This is a genomic window from Kitasatospora albolonga, from assembly GCA_002082585.1.
Taxonomy (GTDB): domain Bacteria; phylum Actinomycetota; class Actinomycetes; order Streptomycetales; family Streptomycetaceae; genus Streptomyces; species Streptomyces stephensoniae.
Window position 1 is genome coordinate 5,024,588 of sequence record CP020563.1, and the last position, 17,592, is coordinate 5,042,179.

General features: G+C 73.6%; 14 protein-coding genes and 3 pseudogenes. 12 read left to right on the top strand and 5 right to left on the bottom strand.

The features are described 5' to 3' along the window. Positions 1-12: 12 nt before the first annotated feature. Together B7C62_22290 and B7C62_22295 are read left to right on the top strand one after the other, a co-directional pair. Positions 13-441 (top strand): hypothetical protein, encoded by a 429-nt coding sequence (locus B7C62_22290; protein ARF74659.1) that lies wholly within the window; start codon positions 13-15, stop codon positions 439-441. A gap of 698 nt (positions 442-1,139) precedes the next feature. Next, the gene (locus B7C62_22295) at positions 1,140-3,953 is read left to right on the top strand and encodes a helix-turn-helix transcriptional regulator (protein ID ARF77321.1); all 2,814 of its coding nucleotides are present in this window, start codon (positions 1,140-1,142) and stop codon (positions 3,951-3,953) included. A 59-nt stretch (positions 3,954-4,012) separates the two neighbouring features. On the opposite strand, the pseudogene B7C62_22300 reads toward B7C62_22295, so the two are convergent. Then, positions 4,013-4,291 (bottom strand): annotated as a pseudogene (locus tag B7C62_22300) (hypothetical protein). Positions 4,292-4,813: 522 nt separating this feature from the next. On the opposite strand from B7C62_22300, the gene B7C62_22305 reads away from it, so the two are divergent. From B7C62_22305 to B7C62_22315, 3 genes and pseudogenes are all read left to right on the top strand, one after another. Continuing rightward, a complete protein-coding gene (locus B7C62_22305; protein ID ARF74660.1) occupies positions 4,814-5,875 on the top strand; it encodes a hypothetical protein in 1,062 nt (353 codons plus the stop codon). Beyond that, a pseudogene (locus B7C62_22310) lies at positions 5,872-6,126 on the top strand (hypothetical protein). The gene B7C62_22305 and the pseudogene B7C62_22310 overlap by 4 nt, the downstream one beginning before the upstream one ends. Then, positions 6,120-6,512: pseudogene (locus B7C62_22315) on the top strand (RNA polymerase subunit sigma-24). Before B7C62_22310 ends, B7C62_22315 begins: the two co-directional pseudogenes overlap by 7 nt. Before the next feature lie 130 nt (positions 6,513-6,642). Here B7C62_22315 and B7C62_22320 read toward each other — a convergent pair. After that, positions 6,643-7,092, bottom strand: a complete 450-nt coding sequence (locus B7C62_22320; GenBank protein ID ARF74661.1) for a hypothetical protein — start codon at positions 7,090-7,092, stop codon at positions 6,643-6,645. Positions 7,093-7,274: 182 nt separating this feature from the next. Further along, positions 7,275-7,661: a hypothetical protein gene (locus B7C62_22325; protein ID ARF74662.1), complete on the bottom strand. Its 387-nt coding sequence runs from the start codon at positions 7,659-7,661 to the stop codon at positions 7,275-7,277. 524 nt (positions 7,662-8,185) lie between these two features. Here B7C62_22325 and B7C62_22330 point away from each other — a divergent pair. From B7C62_22330 to B7C62_22345, 4 genes are all read left to right on the top strand, one after another. Beyond that, complete coding sequence (locus B7C62_22330) at positions 8,186-9,055, top strand: transcriptional regulator (GenBank protein ARF74663.1); 870 nt, start codon at positions 8,186-8,188, stop codon at positions 9,053-9,055. Beyond that, positions 9,030-9,836 (top strand): S-adenosyl methyltransferase, encoded by an 807-nt coding sequence (locus B7C62_22335; protein ID ARF74664.1) that lies wholly within the window; start codon positions 9,030-9,032, stop codon positions 9,834-9,836. Before B7C62_22330 ends, B7C62_22335 begins: the two co-directional genes overlap by 26 nt. Before the next feature lie 81 nt (positions 9,837-9,917). Beyond that, positions 9,918-11,372, top strand: coding sequence for a hypothetical protein (locus B7C62_22340; GenBank protein ID ARF74665.1), 1,455 nt, complete (start codon positions 9,918-9,920; stop codon positions 11,370-11,372). Positions 11,373-11,491: 119 nt separating this feature from the next. Further along, positions 11,492-12,892 carry a carboxypeptidase gene (locus B7C62_22345; protein ID ARF74666.1) on the top strand — a complete coding sequence of 467 codons (1,401 nt, stop codon included), beginning with the start codon at positions 11,492-11,494 and terminating at the stop codon, positions 12,890-12,892. A gap of 58 nt (positions 12,893-12,950) precedes the next feature. On the opposite strand, the gene B7C62_22350 is transcribed toward B7C62_22345, so the two are convergent. Continuing rightward, on the bottom strand, positions 12,951-13,361 hold the full coding sequence (locus B7C62_22350) for a VapC toxin family PIN domain ribonuclease (GenBank protein ID ARF74667.1): 411 nt from the start codon (positions 13,359-13,361) through the stop codon (positions 12,951-12,953). Beyond that, positions 13,358-13,582 carry a hypothetical protein gene (locus B7C62_22355; protein ID ARF77322.1) on the bottom strand — a complete coding sequence of 75 codons (225 nt, stop codon included), beginning with the start codon at positions 13,580-13,582 and terminating at the stop codon, positions 13,358-13,360. Before B7C62_22355 ends, B7C62_22350 begins: the two co-directional genes overlap by 4 nt. A gap of 118 nt (positions 13,583-13,700) precedes the next feature. Here B7C62_22355 and B7C62_22360 point away from each other — a divergent pair, with 118 nt between their 5' ends. The 3 genes from B7C62_22360 to B7C62_22370 all read left to right on the top strand — a co-directional run bounded on the left by B7C62_22360 (position 13,701) and on the right by B7C62_22370 (position 17,516). Further along, complete coding sequence (locus tag B7C62_22360) at positions 13,701-15,548, top strand: glutamine--fructose-6-phosphate transaminase (isomerizing) (protein ID ARF74668.1); 1,848 nt, start codon at positions 13,701-13,703, stop codon at positions 15,546-15,548. 45 nt (positions 15,549-15,593) lie between these two features. Continuing rightward, positions 15,594-15,962: a holo-ACP synthase gene (locus tag B7C62_22365; protein ID ARF74669.1), complete on the top strand. Its 369-nt coding sequence runs from the start codon at positions 15,594-15,596 to the stop codon at positions 15,960-15,962. 96 nt (positions 15,963-16,058) lie between these two features. Beyond that, entirely contained in the window at positions 16,059-17,516 is a 1,458-nt protein-coding gene (locus B7C62_22370; GenBank protein ARF74670.1) for a bifunctional ADP-dependent NAD(P)H-hydrate dehydratase/NAD(P)H-hydrate epimerase, read from the top strand. Positions 17,517-17,592 lie beyond the last annotated feature (76 nt).

A 17,592-nucleotide genomic window follows, 5' to 3' on the forward strand; every position in this document is an offset into this window, starting at 1 on the left:
GCGAGTACGTCGGTGTGGCTGGCCGGAGCGCTCGTGCTGCTGCTCGGCGGCTGCGACACCCTCTCCACCGACAAGACGCCCGACCGCATCAAGGACGGCACGGCCGAGCTCGAACTGACCGTGACCGGGCGCCCCACCCCTGGCACCCTCGCGACCGCCGAACACGTCCTGGCCCGCCTGGAGGCCCGTGACGCCGACGGTCTGGCCGAGCTCGCCGCGGAGGGCGGCGAGAGGGAGAAGGACGCGAAGCGCTGGGTGGCCCGCTGGGGCGATGCCGCCCAGCGCCCCGCCACGGTGGACTTCCGCCTGGGCGAAATGGAAGCCTCCGCCGACGTCCGTTTCAAGGGCGAACGCTCCAGGCTGTCGCTTCTGCTGATACCGAAGGACAAGAACAAGCCCTACGACGACAGGTTCGTCGTCGTTCTGGGGGAGGACCAGTGATGTAACGGACGAAGTGACGTAACGGCCGAGGAGACCCGTGGGCAGACAGAGGGTTCCTCGGGAGCACCGCGTCATCACGCGGAACGCCCGGCCGGTTTTCCGGCCGGGCGTTCCGCGTGGGCGGGCGGCGTACCCGTACCGGCGTCCGCACCGCTCTCACCAGGGCAGATGCGCCACCGGGGGCAGGCCGGCCGCCGCACCCCGACCTGTTTATGAAAGTTAATTGCGTATCCGTGGACCCGCTCCCCGGATGTTCGCGAGCGCGTGGAGGACGTAGGTTCAGGCGTCGGTCGACCGGACTCGCGGAACGCGCGAGTGGGGTGCGCGGAACCGCGTGGCCCCGGCGGTCGGCACGGGCACGGGTGTGCGGAAAGAGCTGTGCGCGCGCTTTCGGAAGTCCCAGCCGAAAGGGCGTCGCGCCCTGCTTTTCGAGCAGTCGGCCGGGCGTGATCCGCTGCGCGCCATATCGCCGGGAGCTCTTTTCCGCGCGCCCGTTGTCGAAGCAATTTCGGCAGCCGCTCGAAAAAAGCCGCTGCTCGCCAAATCCGCCGCTCGCACAAGGTGTGCAGCCCGCTGTTGTTCACCGAGGACAAGTGATCTACTTGTTTCTCCAGGAGGCAGGAAAAAGATCTCGTGGCATGGTCCGGGCCACCTGGACGCATCCGCCCCTGGGGACGGAGGAGAGCGAGGGTGGCGACGTGATCACGACGTGCGGTTCCGCCCTGCGGTCCCTGGAGCGTGCGCTGTCCGGCCGGGAGGCCGATCCGGTGCTGATGTTCGTCGAGGGCGCCGCGGGTGAGGGCAAGAGCCACCTGCTCCAGGAGCTGGCCGATCTCCCCGGGATACCGGACCTGGCCCGTCTGTGGTGGCGGTGCGGGGGCGGGCCGCCCGGGGAGGACGAGCACCGGCGGGAGCCCACCCTGTGGCTGGTGGACGATGTGCACCGGGCGGACGAGGACGAGCTGCGGCGGCTGCGCCGGGTGCTGGAGGGGCTGGAGCGGGGCTCGGCGGCCGTGGTGACCTACCGCCCCGAGGAGCTCGCCCTGCCCGGCCTGCCGCTGGGCAGGGCGCCGATGGCGTATCCGAACCGGCTGGCGGTGCTCCGGAACCGGCTGGCGCCCTGGGACGAGGAGCGCGTCCGCCGGGCCGCCGCCGAGGCGCTGGGCGGGAGCGGCTGTACGGACGAGGCGGTGACCAGGCTCCACGAGCGCACCGGCGGAGTGCCCCGGGTGGTCGTCGACCTGCTGGCCATGGTGCGGGAACAGTGGCCGGCCTTCACCGGCACGGCCGCCGAGGTGGACGCGGCCGGTGTGCCGGCCCGGCTGGCGGAGCTGGTCCTGAGCCGTACGCACGCCCTGTCACCGGCGTACCGGCCGGTCGTCTGGGCGGCCGCCGTCCTGGACGGGCCCGTCGGCCGGGAGGAGCTGATCGCGGTGTCGGGGCTCGGGGCCGCGACGGGGAACAGCGCGCTGCTGCGGGCCCTGGAGAGCGGGGCCCTGGCGGAACCCGCCGAGGGCCGCTACGGCTTCGCCGTCCCGCTGGCCGCGTCGGCCGTACGGGCCACCGTGCCCGGCCCCGTACGCCAGGATCTGCACCGGCGGACGGCGCGTGTACTCAGCCGCAGACACCCCGTGGCCTGGGCCGATGTGGCCGAGCACCACCGGGCGGCCGGTGACGGCCACCGATGGATCAGAGCGGTGGAGAGGGCGGCCGGGGCGGCGGAGGCTTCCGGGCGGCACCAGCAGGCGATCACGCTCCTGGAACGGACACTGGCCACGCCCGACCTCCCCCCGCAGGCCCGGGCCCGGCTGGCACCGCTGCTGGCCCGCAACGCGGTGACCGGGCTGCGCTCGGACCAGACCGTGGAGGTGCTCGCGCAGATCGTGCGGGACGCGGCCCTGCCACCGGCCGTACGGGGAGAGCTGCGGCTCGACCTGGGACTGATGCTCTGCAACCAGATGGGCCGGTTCCCCGAGGGGTGGCGGGTGCTGGAGGTCGCCGCCGCCGAACTGCGCGAGGTCCGTTCCGCCCTGGCCGCACGCGCCATGGCGGCCCTGGTCCTCCCCTACCAGCCGGGCGTCTCCCTCGACGTCCACCAAGGATGGCTGATCAAGGCCGTGGCCGCCGCCGACGACAGCGGGGACGAGGCCATGCGTACGGCGGTCCTGGCCAACCACGTGGGGCTCGCGATGAGCTGGGCCGACCCCGAAGCGTGGGAGCTGGTGGAGAAGCTGCCCGTGAGGAGCACGGACCCCGCCTGTGTCCGGCAGGCGGCGCGCGGTCTGTGCAACGCCGCGGACTCCGCGGTCTGGCTCGGTTTCTACGGGCGGGTGGACGACCTGCTGGCCCAGGGGCGCGAGCTGTCCGCGCAGACCGGCGCGCCCTACACCGAACACAGCGCGCTGGGGACGCTGCTGCTCCAGGCGTGGTGGACCGGCCAGTGGCTGGGCCTGGACAAGCGGTGCGAGGACTTCATCGCCACCACCGCCGACATGCCGTTCATCGCCTCCGACGCCTATGTCGTACGCGGCCTGCTCGCCGTCGCCCAGGGGGACTGGGGGGAGGCGAGGTCCTGGCTGTTCCAGTGCGGGACGTTCGACATCGAGAGGCTGCCCGTGCCCCTGGGCGCGGCGGCGGCCGGTGCCGTGATCCGGCTGGCCCTGGCCCGGCAGGAGGTGGCCGCCGCGGCGGAACAGGCGCGTTCGGCCTGGCAGGTGGTGGCCGAGAAGGGGGTATGGCCATGGGCGGCTGAGCTCGCGCCGTGGGCCGTGGAGGCGCTGGTGCGCGCGGGCGACGGCAGCACGGCTCACACCATGGTCCGGAACTTCGCCCAGGGCCTCGGCCGCTGCGACGCGCCCGCCGCCAGGGCGGCGCTGGTGTGGAGCCGGGCGGTGCTCGCCGAGACGGAAGCACCGGCCCGGGAGCGGCGGGGCGGACTGCTGGAGGCCGCGAAGCTGTACGGGAAGGCGGCGGCTGCCTACGCGGAGCTTCCCCGCCCCTACTCCGAGGCGCTGACCATGGAGGGCGCCGCCCGCTGCGTACTCGCGGCGGACACCGAGGAGACCTCCGGCCCGGCCCCTGGCCAGGCTTCCGGCCCGGCCTCGGAGACGGAGGGTGCCGCGGAGGCGGAGGCGGAGGACAACGCCGTTCCGCCGCCCCCGGTGTCCGACGACCCCGCCACCATGGCGGCGCTCACCGAGCTGGAGTCCTGCGCCCAGCGCTTCACCGACCTCGGGGCCGTCTGGGACGCCGCCCGGGCCAGAGCCCTGCTGCGTACACGGCAGCCCGCCAGGAAGGGCCGCCCTCCCGGCCGCCCCTCGCACGCCGACCAGCTCTCCCCCCGGGAGGAGGAGGTGGCGCAGCTCGCGGTCTCCGGCCTGACCAACCGGGAGATCGCCGCGACCCTGCACCTCTCCCCGCGGACCGTGGAGCAGCACATCGCCGGTGCGATGCGCAAGACCGGCGCCCTCTCCCGCCGCGACCTCGCTCACCGTCCGGGGCCGACGCCGTGAGCCGGGCCGGGACGGGTGCCGTGAGCCGGACCGCCGCCGACGCCGTGAGCAGGGAAGGTCCAGAACGCCCTGTCGTGCTCCCAGACGGCCACGGTCGCGGCCGCCCAGTCGAGCACCCAGCCGGATCGCACCCCGCGTGCTCCCCAGCCGTCCGGGCTCCGGCGCGGGACCGCGAAGCCCGCCTCGCGTGCGGCGACCGCCGCCTCACATGCCTCGCGCGCTATGCGGAGGGCCTCCGACTCGGTCTCGGCGGGCCCGGTGAAGACATGCAGACCGCACCGCTCCGGCTGGGCGGAATTCCGGGTGGGGACATCGACCTGGAAGTAGAGCTTGGTCATGGCGCCATCTCCTCGGGGTCGCGGTCTTCTGCCCGGTCGGCGCCGACTGTGAGTGACTCGTGCCGGTGGGGCCGCGCTCCCTGGTGTCGGATCGACCGCTGACGGTCATTCCAACGTACGGAGCGCACCCGGCCCTGAATATCCGGGACGGCCCGATCACCTATACGTATCCCGGCCCGGCGGCGAGGTGGGGCACGGGGGCACGGAGGCACGGGGGCGGGAATGACCGGGACGCGGTGGCCGCGTCCCGGTGGACCGCGTCGCGGCGGCCCACGACGCAAAAGCTTTTGAGTACCTGGCTTGAGTACGGGAGAAACAACCCGACCCAACCCTGTGTGAACCCGAGCCGGTCCGCGTGAGGCGTCGTCACTCACATGGGTGAAGTGTGCCAACCGGGCTGGATTTTGGCCCCGTTGGCGGGCATATGCTCACGCTGACCACAACAGCAGACATGAGACGGCCCCCGGCCGGGACTGGCATCCCGACCAAGGGCCTGACCAACGAGGAAGCAGGATCTTCCCGATGGGTACCCAGCAGGTTAGCGCGCCCTCGCGCGTCCCGTCCTTCGGCGTCGTCCAGGTCAACATCCGCCTCACCGACGGCTACACGATCATCTCCAACCGGCTCTCCCAGCACCGGGGCCTGTCCCTGCTGGCCATCGGCCTCGGCACCCACATCCAGTCGCTGCCCGACGGGTGGCGGGTCGGCATCAAGGCCCTTGCCGCGGTCTTCCCGGAGAGCGAGGCCCGGATCGCCGGCGCGCTGCGGGAGTTGGAGCAGCACGGATTCCTCCGCCGTACCCGCGAACGCGGCCGGGGCGGCAGGCTGATCACGCGCACGGTGTTCCACAACCACCCGGACGCGGCGGCCCGGGGGGCGGTGAAGGCCGTGCCCGTACCGGTGGGGGAGGCGAGGGTCACGCCCGTACCGACGCCTGAGCCCGTGCCCGCACCTGCGACGGAACCAGCGCCTGTGCCTGAGCCCGTACCCGTACTCGTAACGGAACCGGCGCCCGTGCCCGTGCCGGAACCAGTGCCCGTGCCCGTAACGGACCTGGCTCCCGTGCTCACTCCCGTACCGGAGCCCGCGGCCGTACGGGAGGAACCCACGGCCGTACGGGAAGAGCCCGCCCCCGCGCCCCGGCTCGTGCCGGTGCCCACCGCGCCCCGGCAGCAGCGGGCGCCGCTGCCCGGTCCGGACCGCCCCACCGAGGCCCTGAGCGCGGCGGCTGCCGACCTGCTCGCCGGGTTGCGGCGGACCGCGCCCGTCTTCGTCCTCTCCGAGGAGGACGTGCGGCGGCTCGCTCCGGGGGTCGCGGCCTGGCTGGAGCGGGGGGTGCGGCCCGATGCCGTACGGGAGGCGCTCACCGACGACCCGCCCGTACCGCTCCGGCACCCGGCCAAGCTGCTGCGCCACCGCCTGACCGTGCTTCTCCCGCCGCCGCTGCCGGTTGCCGCGCCGGTTGTCCCCCTCCAGAACTGCGAGGACTGCGACCGGGCGTTCCGGTCATCGGTGCCGGGGGTGTGCCGGGGGTGCGGAGAGGGCCGTGCGGGTGGTGGCGAGTGGTTCGGCCTGAGCGCGTGAAGGCGGCACTGTCCTGTTCGCACGGGTTTGCGAGGATCTGCACTGCTGGAGTGACCGCTGCGCGCGACTACGAGGACATGCATCATCTGGTGGACCGGCTCTCGCCTCACCAGGTGCGGCGTTTGCGTCTGCTGGTGACCCAGGACGAGGAACTGGGGCAGGTGGCCGATGCCGTTTCCCCCGAGCGGTCATCCGAGGAGGAGCCGGTGCCCGAGGGGCCGATCGCCCTCATCGGCAGCATCCAGGGCCCGCCGGGCCGTACGGGGTGCAGGCCGCCATCGCCGCGCTGCACGACGAGGCGGCGGACGTGGAGTCGACGGACTGGGCGCAGATCGTGGCCCTGTACGAGGTGCTCCTCACCCTCACCCCGTCCCCCGTGGTCGCGGTGAACCGTGCCGTGGCGGTCGCGATGCGGGACGGGCCGGGGGAGGGCCTTGCACTGCTGGACGCGCTGGCAGGTGAGCCCCGGCTGCGGGCGTACGGGCCCTACGCGGTCGCGCGCGGGGACCTGCTGAGCAGGCTGGGGCGGGCGGGGGAGGCGGCCTCGGCCTACCGGGAGGCGCTGGAGCTGACGGGCACCGAGCCGGAGCGGGCCGCGCTGCGGCGGAAGCTGGGGGAGGGGCAGGAGGGCGGGTGAGCCCGGGTCCCGCCCGCCGCCCGCCTCGGCGCCCAGCTCACGGTGCGGCCCTTGCTCACGGTGCGGCCCGTGCCCAGGGTGCGGCCCGTGCCCAGGGGCAAGGCGCCCGAGGCGAACGCGCGAGCGCCCCTCAGCCCTTGACCGTGAAGTCCGCCGCCTTCGGTACGAACGTGCTGCCGCCGTCCTTCGCGGACGCCAGGACCCCCACGTGCCAGGCGCCCTTCGGCGACTCGGCCGCCTCGGCGCCGGTGACCTTCACCTCGTACGTGCAGAGCACGGCCGCGCCCGACGGTTCGCAGGCGGCCGACTCCACGTGGGCCATCTCCTTCGCGTCCGGGGCGGGGCTCATGCCCGCGGGCCAGGCCAGCACCTTCAGGTTCCGGATGCCGGAGTCGTCCGCGACCCGGGCGGTGAAGGTGAGCGAGCCGTCCTTGCCCGCGCTCGGGGCGACGTACCGGGCGGCGGCCTCCGTCACCTCCGGCCCGGTGCCCCTGGACTCCCCGGCGAAGGCGTAGGCGCCCGCTCCTCCCAGCAGGGCGGCACCGGCGAGGGCGGAGATGATGACGACACGCTGGGACATGGGGGCTCCTCGGTGAAGTGATGGCTGGTCAGGTCATCGGTCGATCGGTTGATCGTTGCGCTGTGTCCATGGTGGGGCGACCGGGGAGCCAGGGGCGTGAGTGCGCGTGCTCATTCCTCGTACTCAGTGGGGTGGGTGGTGCGTGGGTGGCAGGCACCTGGGTGTGGGTCCTGTACGCGTTGTCAGATCTCCAGGTCCTGGCCGTAGCGCAGCTCCAGGGAGACGGGCTCGGTCTGCTGGTCGGAGGCGGTGACGTGCGTCGTGTGGAGGGTGAGGCGCAGGCCCATCGCGGCGAGTTCCCCGGGTTCGTGGAGGGCGCAGAGCAGGGCGGCCGCCGCCGGGAGGGTGAGGGGGGCGGTGGGGCTGTGGCCGAGGGCGGCGGCGGTGTCGGGGGCGGTGAGGGCGGCCCGCTCGGCGTGGTCGAGGACCTTGCCGGGGTCGTCGACGATGAGCTCCTCGACCTGGATGCGGCGGGTGCGGACGCGGAGGTCCAGCGGGCGGCGGGGGAGCTGCCTCGGGGCGGCGGGGGCGGGGGGCGGGTCCGGGTGCGTCAGGTTCGGGTGGGTCATGGGGCGGGCTCCAGGGTGCGGGCGTAAGGGACCGTCGGGTTCGGCGCGCGGGAGGGGGGTCGGGGCGACAGAGCCGGAGGCGAGGGCCGCCCTGAGGTGGGCGGGTGGCCGGGGCTCTGGACGATCCCGGTGGCCGGTTCTCATGCCGTTGGTCCCTTCCCGCTCGTCGCGTACCGGCAGGTCAGGCCGTACGCCGTTCAACTGGAGCCCCATGAGCGGGCGATGATGGTGCGACGGGTGAGGGGGAGGCTGATCCGGGCGGGCTGGAGGGCGGTGGTCGAGGTGGCCAAAAAGAGCTCCGCGAGAGGTGCCGGAGGCGGTGGGAACGCTCCGCCGTGCTGCGGTCGTTGGAGTCGGACATACTCACCATGAGAGCGGCGTGCGCTCGTCGCAAGGTGCGCTGTGTGCACTGCGCGCAGACTGCGCGAAGTGTCGGATGCGGTGTCGGACGTCGAACCGGGGCAGGAGCCGGATGCCGGACGGGAGCAGCTGTCGGATGCCGGGTCGGAGCAGGAGGAGGAGCCGTGGCGCGTGAACGGTCGGGCCGGACGGCACAGCACCTGGTCCTGGTGGCGCGGCTGCGGCACCTGCGGGAAGGGGCCGGTCTGTCCGTGCCCCAGGCCGCCAGGCGGCTCGGCTGGCACCCCTCGACGCTGCGGAGGCTGGAGCAGGCGCAGACCTCGCTGGACGTGGGGCAGGTGTCCGATCTGCTCGCCCAGTACGGGGCGGGCGCGGCCGAGACCGACGACATCATGGGCCGCCTCAACGCGGCCAACATGCCCGGCTGGTGGCATCCGTGGCGCGATGCGATGGACCCCTGGCTCATGGACCTGATGAGTGTGGAGTCCGCCACCAGTTTCGTACGCACATGGGACCCGGCGCTCGTGCCGCTGCTGCTGCGGACCCCGGCGTACGCCATGGCCGTGGACGAGGCGATGCGGCCGGAACTGGACGCCGCGGCCCGGCGGCGGCGCGCGGATCTGCTGGCGATGCGTCAGCGGCGGCTGCGGGAGCAGCAGGCGCGGGTGTGGGCGGTCCTGCCGGTCACCGCGCTGCGCTGCCGGGTCGGCGGCGGCGAGGTGATGCGTGAGCAGCTCGCCGCGCTCCAGGAGGCCGCGGACCGGCCGGATGTGATGGTGCAGCTGCACCCCGAGTGCTCACCGCCCCATCCGCTGACCGGAGTTCCGGCACTGAGCCTGTACCGCGTGGAGATCCGGGAAATCGCGGATCATGTGGTGCGTGAGGGCGGGCTGCCGGGAACGGCGGAAGTGTGGGACAGCAACCCGTCGGTACAGGAATATCAAGCGATGCTGGACGTGTCGTGCGTGATGGCGATGCGTCCGGACCGGACGAGGGAGGTTCTTCAGGATGAGTACGACCGGGAACAGGGCTGAACTGCCCGCCCAGATCGACACGAGCGTGGCGCACTCCGCCCGCGTGTGGAACTACTGGCTCGGGGGCAAGGACAACTTTCCGGCGGACCGGGCCGCGGGTGATGCGTACCGCGAGAAATACCCGCTGATCGAGACGTTCGCGAAGGAGTCGCGCGACTTCCTGCGCCGTACGGTGACCTACCTCGCCCGGGACGCCGGGATCAGGCAGTTCCTGGACGTCGGCGCGGGCCTGCCGACGGCGAACAACACGCACGAGGTCGCGCAGCGGATAGCCCCGGACTCGAAGATCGTCTACGTCGACCACGACCCGCTGGTGCTGCTGCACGTCCACGCGCTGCTGACCAGCAGCCCCGAGGGCGCGACCGCCTACGTGGAGGCGGACATGCGCGACACGGAGGCCGTCCTGGACGGCGCGGCGAAGACCCTGGACCTGGACGAGCCCGTCGCCCTCGTCATCTCCGACGTGCTCGGGCACATCGTGGACTGGGACGACGCGCTGTCCCTGGTACGGCGGCTGGTGGAGCGTCTGCCCTCGGGCAGCTACCTCTCCCTGTCCCACTCCACCGCGTCGGACGAGGCCCACCGGGCCGTCCAGGACGAGTACAACAGCAGCGGGGCGATCCCGTACATCTTCCGTGAGCCGGAGACCACCATCGCGTTCTTCGACGGGCTGGAGATGGTGGAGCCGGGGATGGTGTCCTGGCCCAACTGGCGGCCCGACGCGAACACCGGCACCACGACCGCCCGGGCCGGCTGGGGAGCCGTCGCCCGCATTCCCTGACCCGTCCCCGTAACCGCCGCGCCGCGCACCCGGACCCGCCACCGGTGCGCGGCGCGCTCCGTCCGGCCCTGGGGGCGCAGTATGAGCACCACGCACACGACCGGCCCCGGCCCCGACGCCGCCGGTCCGTGGGACGCCCGCGGCGTACGGGAAGCGGCGACGGGCCGGCTGGTGCGGGCCGCCGCGCGGTCCGGTGCGCAACTGGTCAGCGAGGCCGCCGTCCTCATCCAGGGGGCGGTGGTGCTGGCCGACCCGATCGCCGGGGCCGTCTACAGCACGCCCGCCACCGCCGCCGCCGACGGCGTCCACGCCGCGGCCCATCCGCAGGACCGCCCGCACCACGTCCAGCGCCCGGCCGCCGGAGCCGTTCTCGTCCTGCACCCGGCCCCCGCCGTGCCCGCCGAGCACGTCGGGTTCGTCGCCGCCACCACGGCGGCCCTCCTGGAGGTGCGCGGGCAGCGCGCCGCCGAACTGCGCGCCGAACAGATGCGGCTGCACGCCACCCTGCTCCGGCTGCTGCTGGCCGGCCACACCGCCGCCGTCACGGACACCGTGAGCGCCGAGGGGCTCACCCATGTCACGGTCTACCGGCTCACCGGCCCCGACGTCCCCACCGCCCACCAGGTCCTCTGGCGGGCCGCCCGCCCGTCCCTGGCGGGGCACGGCGGGTCCTGCGCGCTGATCGGCGAGCTGGACGGCGAACTCCTGGTCGCCGAGCTCCACCGGGGCAGCGACGACGGGCGCATCCTGCGCCTGGTCTCCCGGGTGAGCGAGCGGCACCGCCTCCTCGCGGGCCTGGCCGGACCGCTGCCCCTGGCGGAGATGCCCACCGCCCACGCCGACGCCGCCGCCGCCCGGCACAGCGCCACCCCCGCCCACCGCATCGCCCCCGCCGACGCTGTCGGCACCACCCACCTCGCCCGCCTGCTCCCCCCTGGCCCGTACACCGCCTGGGCGCGATCCGTGCTGCGCCCGCTGGCCCCCGAGCACCGACATCTGCTCCTGGTCCGGCTCCGCACCGGCAGCACCCCCCGGGCCGCCGCCGCGCTCGGGCTCTCGCCCGGCACCGTACGCACCCGGCTCCGCGACCTCTCCGCCCGCCTCGGCACCGACCTCGACGACGTCACCGTGCAGGCCCACCTGCTGCTCGCGCTCCGCGCCCCCACCCACGGCGACGACGAGGACGTGGCGGGCGGTCAGGCCCGGCTGGAGAAGCTGCCCGGCGGCATCCTGGACACCGACGAGGTGCGCGCCTGGGCCGTCGACCTGGTCGGAGGGCTCGAACCCCAGCTGCGGATCGCGCTCGCCTGCTGGCTGCGCCACCACGCCAGGACCGCCCCCGCCGCCACCGAACTGCACGTCCACCGCACCACTCTGACGGTCTGGCTCAGGCGGTGCGCCGAACGCCTCGGGCAGAACCTCGCCGACGCCACCGTCCGCGCCGAGCTCCACCTCGCCCTGGAAGCCACCGCGAAGGACGGGGACGACCCGCGGACCCTGCCCCGCCGAGGCGGCCGGACCTACCGCCGTCTGTGAGCACCCCCGCCGCGCCCCGGCATGGCCGAAACCCCCTTCTTGACCCGGTCATGACATGGCTCCATCCTGTGCCCGTCGCACAGCTCCACCCCCCACCCGACGGACAGGAGACTGCCAGCATGCGACTCGCCAGCACACGGAGATCCCGCACGGCGAAGGCCGGAACGAAGGCCGGGGCGAAAGCCGGAACGAAAGCCAGAAGGAACGCCACCCTCGCCGTCCTGCTCGCCCTCGGCCTCGCCGCCCCGGCGTCCGCCGTCGCCACCGCCGAGCCCTCCGCCCCGAACGCGGCCGTCGCCGCGGACGAGCGGACACTCCAGTACGAGATCATCGGGCGCACCACCCCCGCCGCCCGCACCGAGATCGCCCGCGCGGGCGTCTCCATCGACGAGGTGCACCAGCACGGCATCGTGATCACCGCGGACGCCGCCCAGGCCAAGCGGCTCCGGGCCAAGGGCCACGCCCTGGAGGCGCTGCCCGCACCCGGCGCCCACGCCCACGCGCACGGCGAGGAGGAGGGCGTCACCGCGCTCGACTTCCCGCCCGCCGACTCCCGCTACCACAACTACGCCGAGATGACGGCGGCCATCGACGCCCGGGTCGCCGCCAACCCCTCGATCATGAGCAAGCGCGTCATCGGCAAGACCTACCAGGGCCGCGACATCGTCGCGATCAAGATCAGCGACAACGTGGCCACCGACGAGGCCGAGCCCGAGGTCCTGTTCACCGCCCACCAGCACGCCCGCGAGCACCTCACCGTCGAGATGTCGCTCTACCTGCTCCGCGAGTTCGCCCAGGGGTACGGCTCCGATCCCCGGATCACCCAGGCCGTCAACGGGCGCGAGCTGTGGATCATCCCGGACATGAACCCGGACGGCGGCGAGTATGACATCGCCACCGGCTCGTACCGCAGCTGGCGCAAGAACCGGCAGCCCAACTCCGGCTCCACCGCCGTCGGCACCGACCTCAACCGCAACTGGGCCTACAGGTGGGGCTGCTGCGGCGGCTCCTCCTCCAGCCCGTCATCGGAGACGTACCGGGGCAGGGCCGCCGAGTCCGCGCCCGAGACGAAGGTCGTGGCGGACTTCGTACGGAGCCGGGTGGTCGGCGGGAAGCAGCAGATCACGGCGGCCATCGACTTCCACTCGTACAGCGAGCTGGTGCTCTGGCCGTACGGCTACACCTACGCCGACACGGCCCCCGGCATGACGGCCGACGACCGCAACGCGTTCGCGGCGGTGGGCCGCAAGATGGCGGCGAGCAACGGCTACACCGCCGAGCAGTCCAGCGACCTCTACATCACCGACGGCTCGATCGACGACTGGCTGTGGGGCTCGCAGCGGATCTTCGGCTACACCTTCGAGATGTACCCGCGCTCGGCCTCCGGCGGCGGCTTCTACCCGCCCGACGAGATCATCGAGCGCGAGACCTCCCGCAACCGGGACGCGGTGCTGCAACTGATCGAGAACGCGGACTGCATGTACCGGTCGATCGGCAAGGAGGCGCAGTACTGCACGTGACGGGCGGCTCCTGTTCCGGTGCGGGCCGCGGGTGCGCGGGCCCGCACCGGGCGGAGCTTCAGGCCACGTCGTGAACGCTGTGTTCGCCGAGGTCCGGAGCGTGCCGGGCGATCGTGCGGTAGTCGAGGTCGTCATGGAGGACCGTCAGGCCGTGATGGGCCGCCGTGGCGGCGATCATGAGGTCCACGGCGGAGGCGCTGCGGTGCTGCCCGGCGCGTGCCATGCGGTGCTGGACCGAGGTGACCCAGCGTCCCGCGCTCTTCGGCACGGAGACGTCCGGGTAGAGGTCGGTGAACATCTCCACGATCTCGTCGTACTCGCCCGCGTTCCGGGCGCCGTACAGGAACTCGGTTCGCTGCGGGTAGCAGGAGGCGACCGTTCCGGCCTCGATCGCATCGGCCCACGCCGACTGAAGGGCGGTGTCGGAGAGCAGCCGTACGAGGCCCGAGGTGTCGAACAGGTAGATCACCGGCCGTTCTTCTCCGCCTTCTCCGCCAGGTGCCGCCGCTCCGCGTCCTCGACCGCGCCCCAGTGGCGCGCCCGCTCGAAGTGGCGGCTGATGCGCGCCGCGCGCTCCTGCTGCTCCGCGTAGAAGCGGAGGGCGAGGTTCACGGTCTCCTTCTTCGTCCGGGCCTTGGAGAGTGCCATGGCCCGCTCCAGGGCTTCATCGTCTATGTCGATCTGGGTCACCGACATGCCCGGCCGCCCTTCGTGGAGGTCATATGTTGGTCATGTACAAAGAATTGTATGCCACCAACATGGCTCCCGCATTCCTCTGGCGAGCCGCTCCCGGCCTTATGGTGCCGCTATGTGCGGAATCGTGGGTTATGTCGGTGGACAGTCGGCGCAGGACGTCGTCGTCGCAGGACTCAAGCGCCTCGAATACCGGGGCTACGACTCGGCGGGTGTCGCCGTGCTCGCGGACGGCGGGCTCGCCGCCGCGAAGAAGGCGGGCAAGCTCGTCAATCTGGAGAAGGAGCTCGGGGACCGGCCGCTGCCGGCCGGGCGGACCGGGATCGGGCACACGCGGTGGGCGACGCACGGGGCGCCCAACGACGTGAACGCCCACCCCCACCTGGACAACGCGGGCCGGGTCGCCGTCGTCCACAACGGGATCATCGAGAACTTCGCGGCCCTGCGGCGCGAGCTGACCGGGCGCGGGCACGCCCTGGAGTCCGAGACGGACACCGAGGTCGTCGCGCATCTGCTGGCCGAGGCGTTCTCGGCGGGCGGGGACCTCGCGGACGCCATGCGGCAGGTGTGCCGGCGGCTGGAGGGGGCCTTCACCCTGGTCGCCGTGCATGCGGACCAGCCGGACGTGGTGGTCGGCGCCCGGCGCAACTCGCCGCTCGTGGTGGGGGTGGGGGACGAGGAGTGGTTCCTCGCCTCCGACGTCGCCGCGTTCATCGCCCACACCCGGTCCGCGATCGAGCTCGGCCAGGACCAGGTCGTCGAGCTGAGCCGCGAGGGCGTCACCGTCACCGGGTTCGACGGGGCACCGGCGGACGTGCGCGAGTACCACGTCGACTGGGACGCCTCCGCCGCCGAGAAGGGCGGCTACGCCTCCTTCATGCTCAAGGAGATCGCCGACCAGCCCCAGGCCGTCTCCGACACCCTCCTCGGCCGCGTCGACGGCGAGGGCTCGCTCCACCTCGACGAGGTGCGCATCCCCGACGCCGAACTGCGCGAGGTCGACAAGGTCGTCATCGTCGCCTGCGGGACCGCCTTCCACGCCGGGATGATCGCCAAGTACGCCATCGAGCACTGGACCCGGCTGCCCTGCGAGACCGAGCTCGCCAGCGAGTTCCGCTACCGCGACCCGATCCTCGACCAGCGCACCCTGGTCATCGCCATCTCCCAGTCCGGCGAGACCATGGACACCCTCATGGCCCTGCGCCACGCCCGTGAGCAGGGCGCGAAGGTGCTCGCCATCTGCAACACCAACGGCTCCACGATCCCGCGCGAATCCGACGCCGTCCTCTACACGCACGCCGGGCCCGAGGTCGCCGTCGCCTCCACCAAAGCCTTCCTCACCCAGCTCGTCGCCTGCTACCTCGTCGCCCTGTACCTCGGCCAGCTGCGCGGCACCAAGTGGGGCGACGAGATCCGTACGGTGGTGCGCCAGCTCTCCGCGATCTCCGGCGAGGTCGACCGCGTACTGGAGACCATGGAGCCCGTCCGCGAGCTGGCCCGCTCCCTCGCCCACCACGACACCGTGCTCTTCCTCGGGCGCCACGTCGGCTACCCGGTCGCCCTCGAAGGCGCGCTCAAGCTCAAGGAGCTCGCCTACATGCACGCCGAAGGGTTCGCGGCCGGGGAGCTCAAGCACGGGCCCATCGCGCTCATCGAGGAGGGCCTGCCCGTCGTCGTCATCGTGCCCTCCCCGCGCGGGCGTTCGGTCCTCCACGACAAGATCGTCTCCAACATCCAGGAGATCCGGGCCCGGGGCGCGCGCACCATCGTCGTCGCCGAGGAGGGCGACGAGGCCGTCGTCCCGTACGCCGACCACCTCATCACCGTCCCCGCAACGCCTACGCTGCTTCAGCCGCTGGTCGCCACCGTGCCGCTCCAGGTCTTCGCCTGCGAGCTGGCGACGGCCCGCGGCAACGAAGTGGACCAGCCGCGCAATCTGGCGAAGTCCGTGACCGTGGAGTGAGCCGGGGCGTGCGCCCCGCGTGATGAGGATGGCGAGGGTGGGGTCGTGATCATCGGAGTCGGGATCGACGTGGCCGAGATCGAACGGTTCGGCGCCGCGCTGGAGCGGACGCCCCAGCTGGCCGAACGGCTCTTCGTCGGGAGCGAGCTGACGCTCCCGAGCGGCGAGCGGCGCGGAGTCGCCTCGCTCGCCGCCCGGTTCGCCGCGAAGGAGGCCCTGGCGAAGGCGCTCGGCGCGCCGGGCGGGCTGCTCTGGAGCGACGCGGAGGTCTGGGTCGAGGAGAGCGGGCAGCCCCGGCTGCGCGTACGCGGCACGGTGGCCGCACGCGCGGCCGAACTGGGCGTGCGCGGCTGGCACGTCTCGCTCAGCCATGACGCGGGGGTGGCGTCGGCGGTGGTGATCGCGGAGGGGTAGGCCGGGGGTGCCGGGCGCGTGCGTGGCCGTGGGCTTCCGGCCGGGCGGGGCCCGTGGAGGTGGCGTTCCGCCCCCTGATCGCCCAGGGTTGGTCCCATGCGACGTGCCTACAGCGTGGAGACCGTACGGGCCGCCGAGGCCGCCCTCATGAAGCGGGTGCCGGAAGGTGCCCTCATGCAGCGCGCCGCCGCCGGGCTCGCCGCCGCCTGCGGGGAGCTGCTCCGGCGCAACGGCCGGGTGTACGGGTCCCGGGTCCTGCTTCTCGTCGGCAGTGGCGACAACGGGGGTGACGCCCTGTACGCGGGCGCGCGCCTGGCCCGCCGGGGCGCCGGGGTGCGCGCCCTCCTGCTCTCGCCCGACCGGGCGCACGCGGGCGGGCTCGCCGCGTTCCTGGCCGCCGGAGGGCAGGTCGTCGACGGGCCGGACGACATCGGTAGCGCCCTGGACCTCGTCGTGGACGGCATCACCGGGATCGGCGGGCGCGGCGGGCTCCGCGAGGACGCCGTGGCCCTGCTGCGGGCGGTGCTCCGGGACCGTGACCGTACCCCCGTCGTCGCCGTCGACCTGCCCAGCGGGGTCGAGGCCGACAGCGGGGAGGTGCACGGCGAGGCCGTCCGCGCCGACGCGACCGTCACCTTCGGCACGTACAAGCCGGGCCTCCTCATCGACCCGGCCGCCGAACACGCGGGCGCCCTGCGGCTGGTGGACATCGGGCTCGGGCCGGAGCTGCCGGAGCCGCCGGACCTGGAGGCGCTCCAGTACGCGGACGTGGCGGCGCTGCTGCCGGTGCCGGGGGCGGAGAGCGACAAGTACAGCCGGGGTGTCGTCGGCGTCGTCGCCGGGTCCGAGCGCTACCCGGGCGCGGCGGTCCTCGCGGTCGCGGGCGCGCTGCGCGGCGGGGCGGGGGCCGTGCGGTACGTGGGGCCCGGCGCGGACGCGGTGATCGCCCGCTTCCCGGAGACCCTGGTGCACGCCGGGCCGCCGTCGAAGGCCGGGCGCGTCCAGGCGTGGGTGCTCGGGCCCGGCCTCGGGGACGGGCGGTGGGCGGAGGAGGCCGCCGCCGATGTGCTGGCCGCCGACGTCCCCGTACTGGTCGACGCGGACGGGCTGCGGCTGCTGGAGCCCGACACCGTACGGACCCGGACCGCCGCCACCGTCCTGACCCCGCACGCCGGGGAGGCCGCCGCCCTGCTCGGCGTGGCGCGCGAGGAGGTGGAGGCCGGGCGGCTCGCCGCCGTACGGGAGCTGGCCGCCCGCTACCGCGCGACCGTGCTCCTCAAGGGGTCCACGACCCTGGTGGCGGAGGCCCGGGACACCCCCGTACGGGTCAATCCGACCGGGACCGGGTGGCTCGCCACGGCGGGCAGCGGCGATGTGCTCTCCGGGCTGACGGGGTCCCTGCTCGCGGCCGGGCTCGCCCCGCGCGACGCGGCCTCCGTCGGCGCGTATCTGCACGGGCTCGCCGCCCGGCACGGCTCCGGCGGGGGCCCGGTCTCCGCGCAGGACGTCGCCGACGGCATCCCGGCGGCCTGGCGCGACGTGCGGGCGGGGTGAGGCAGGGCGCGCGAGTGAGGCAGGGCGCGCGGGGGAGGCAGAGGGAGCGCGGGGGAGGCGTGTGACTCGCGGGCGG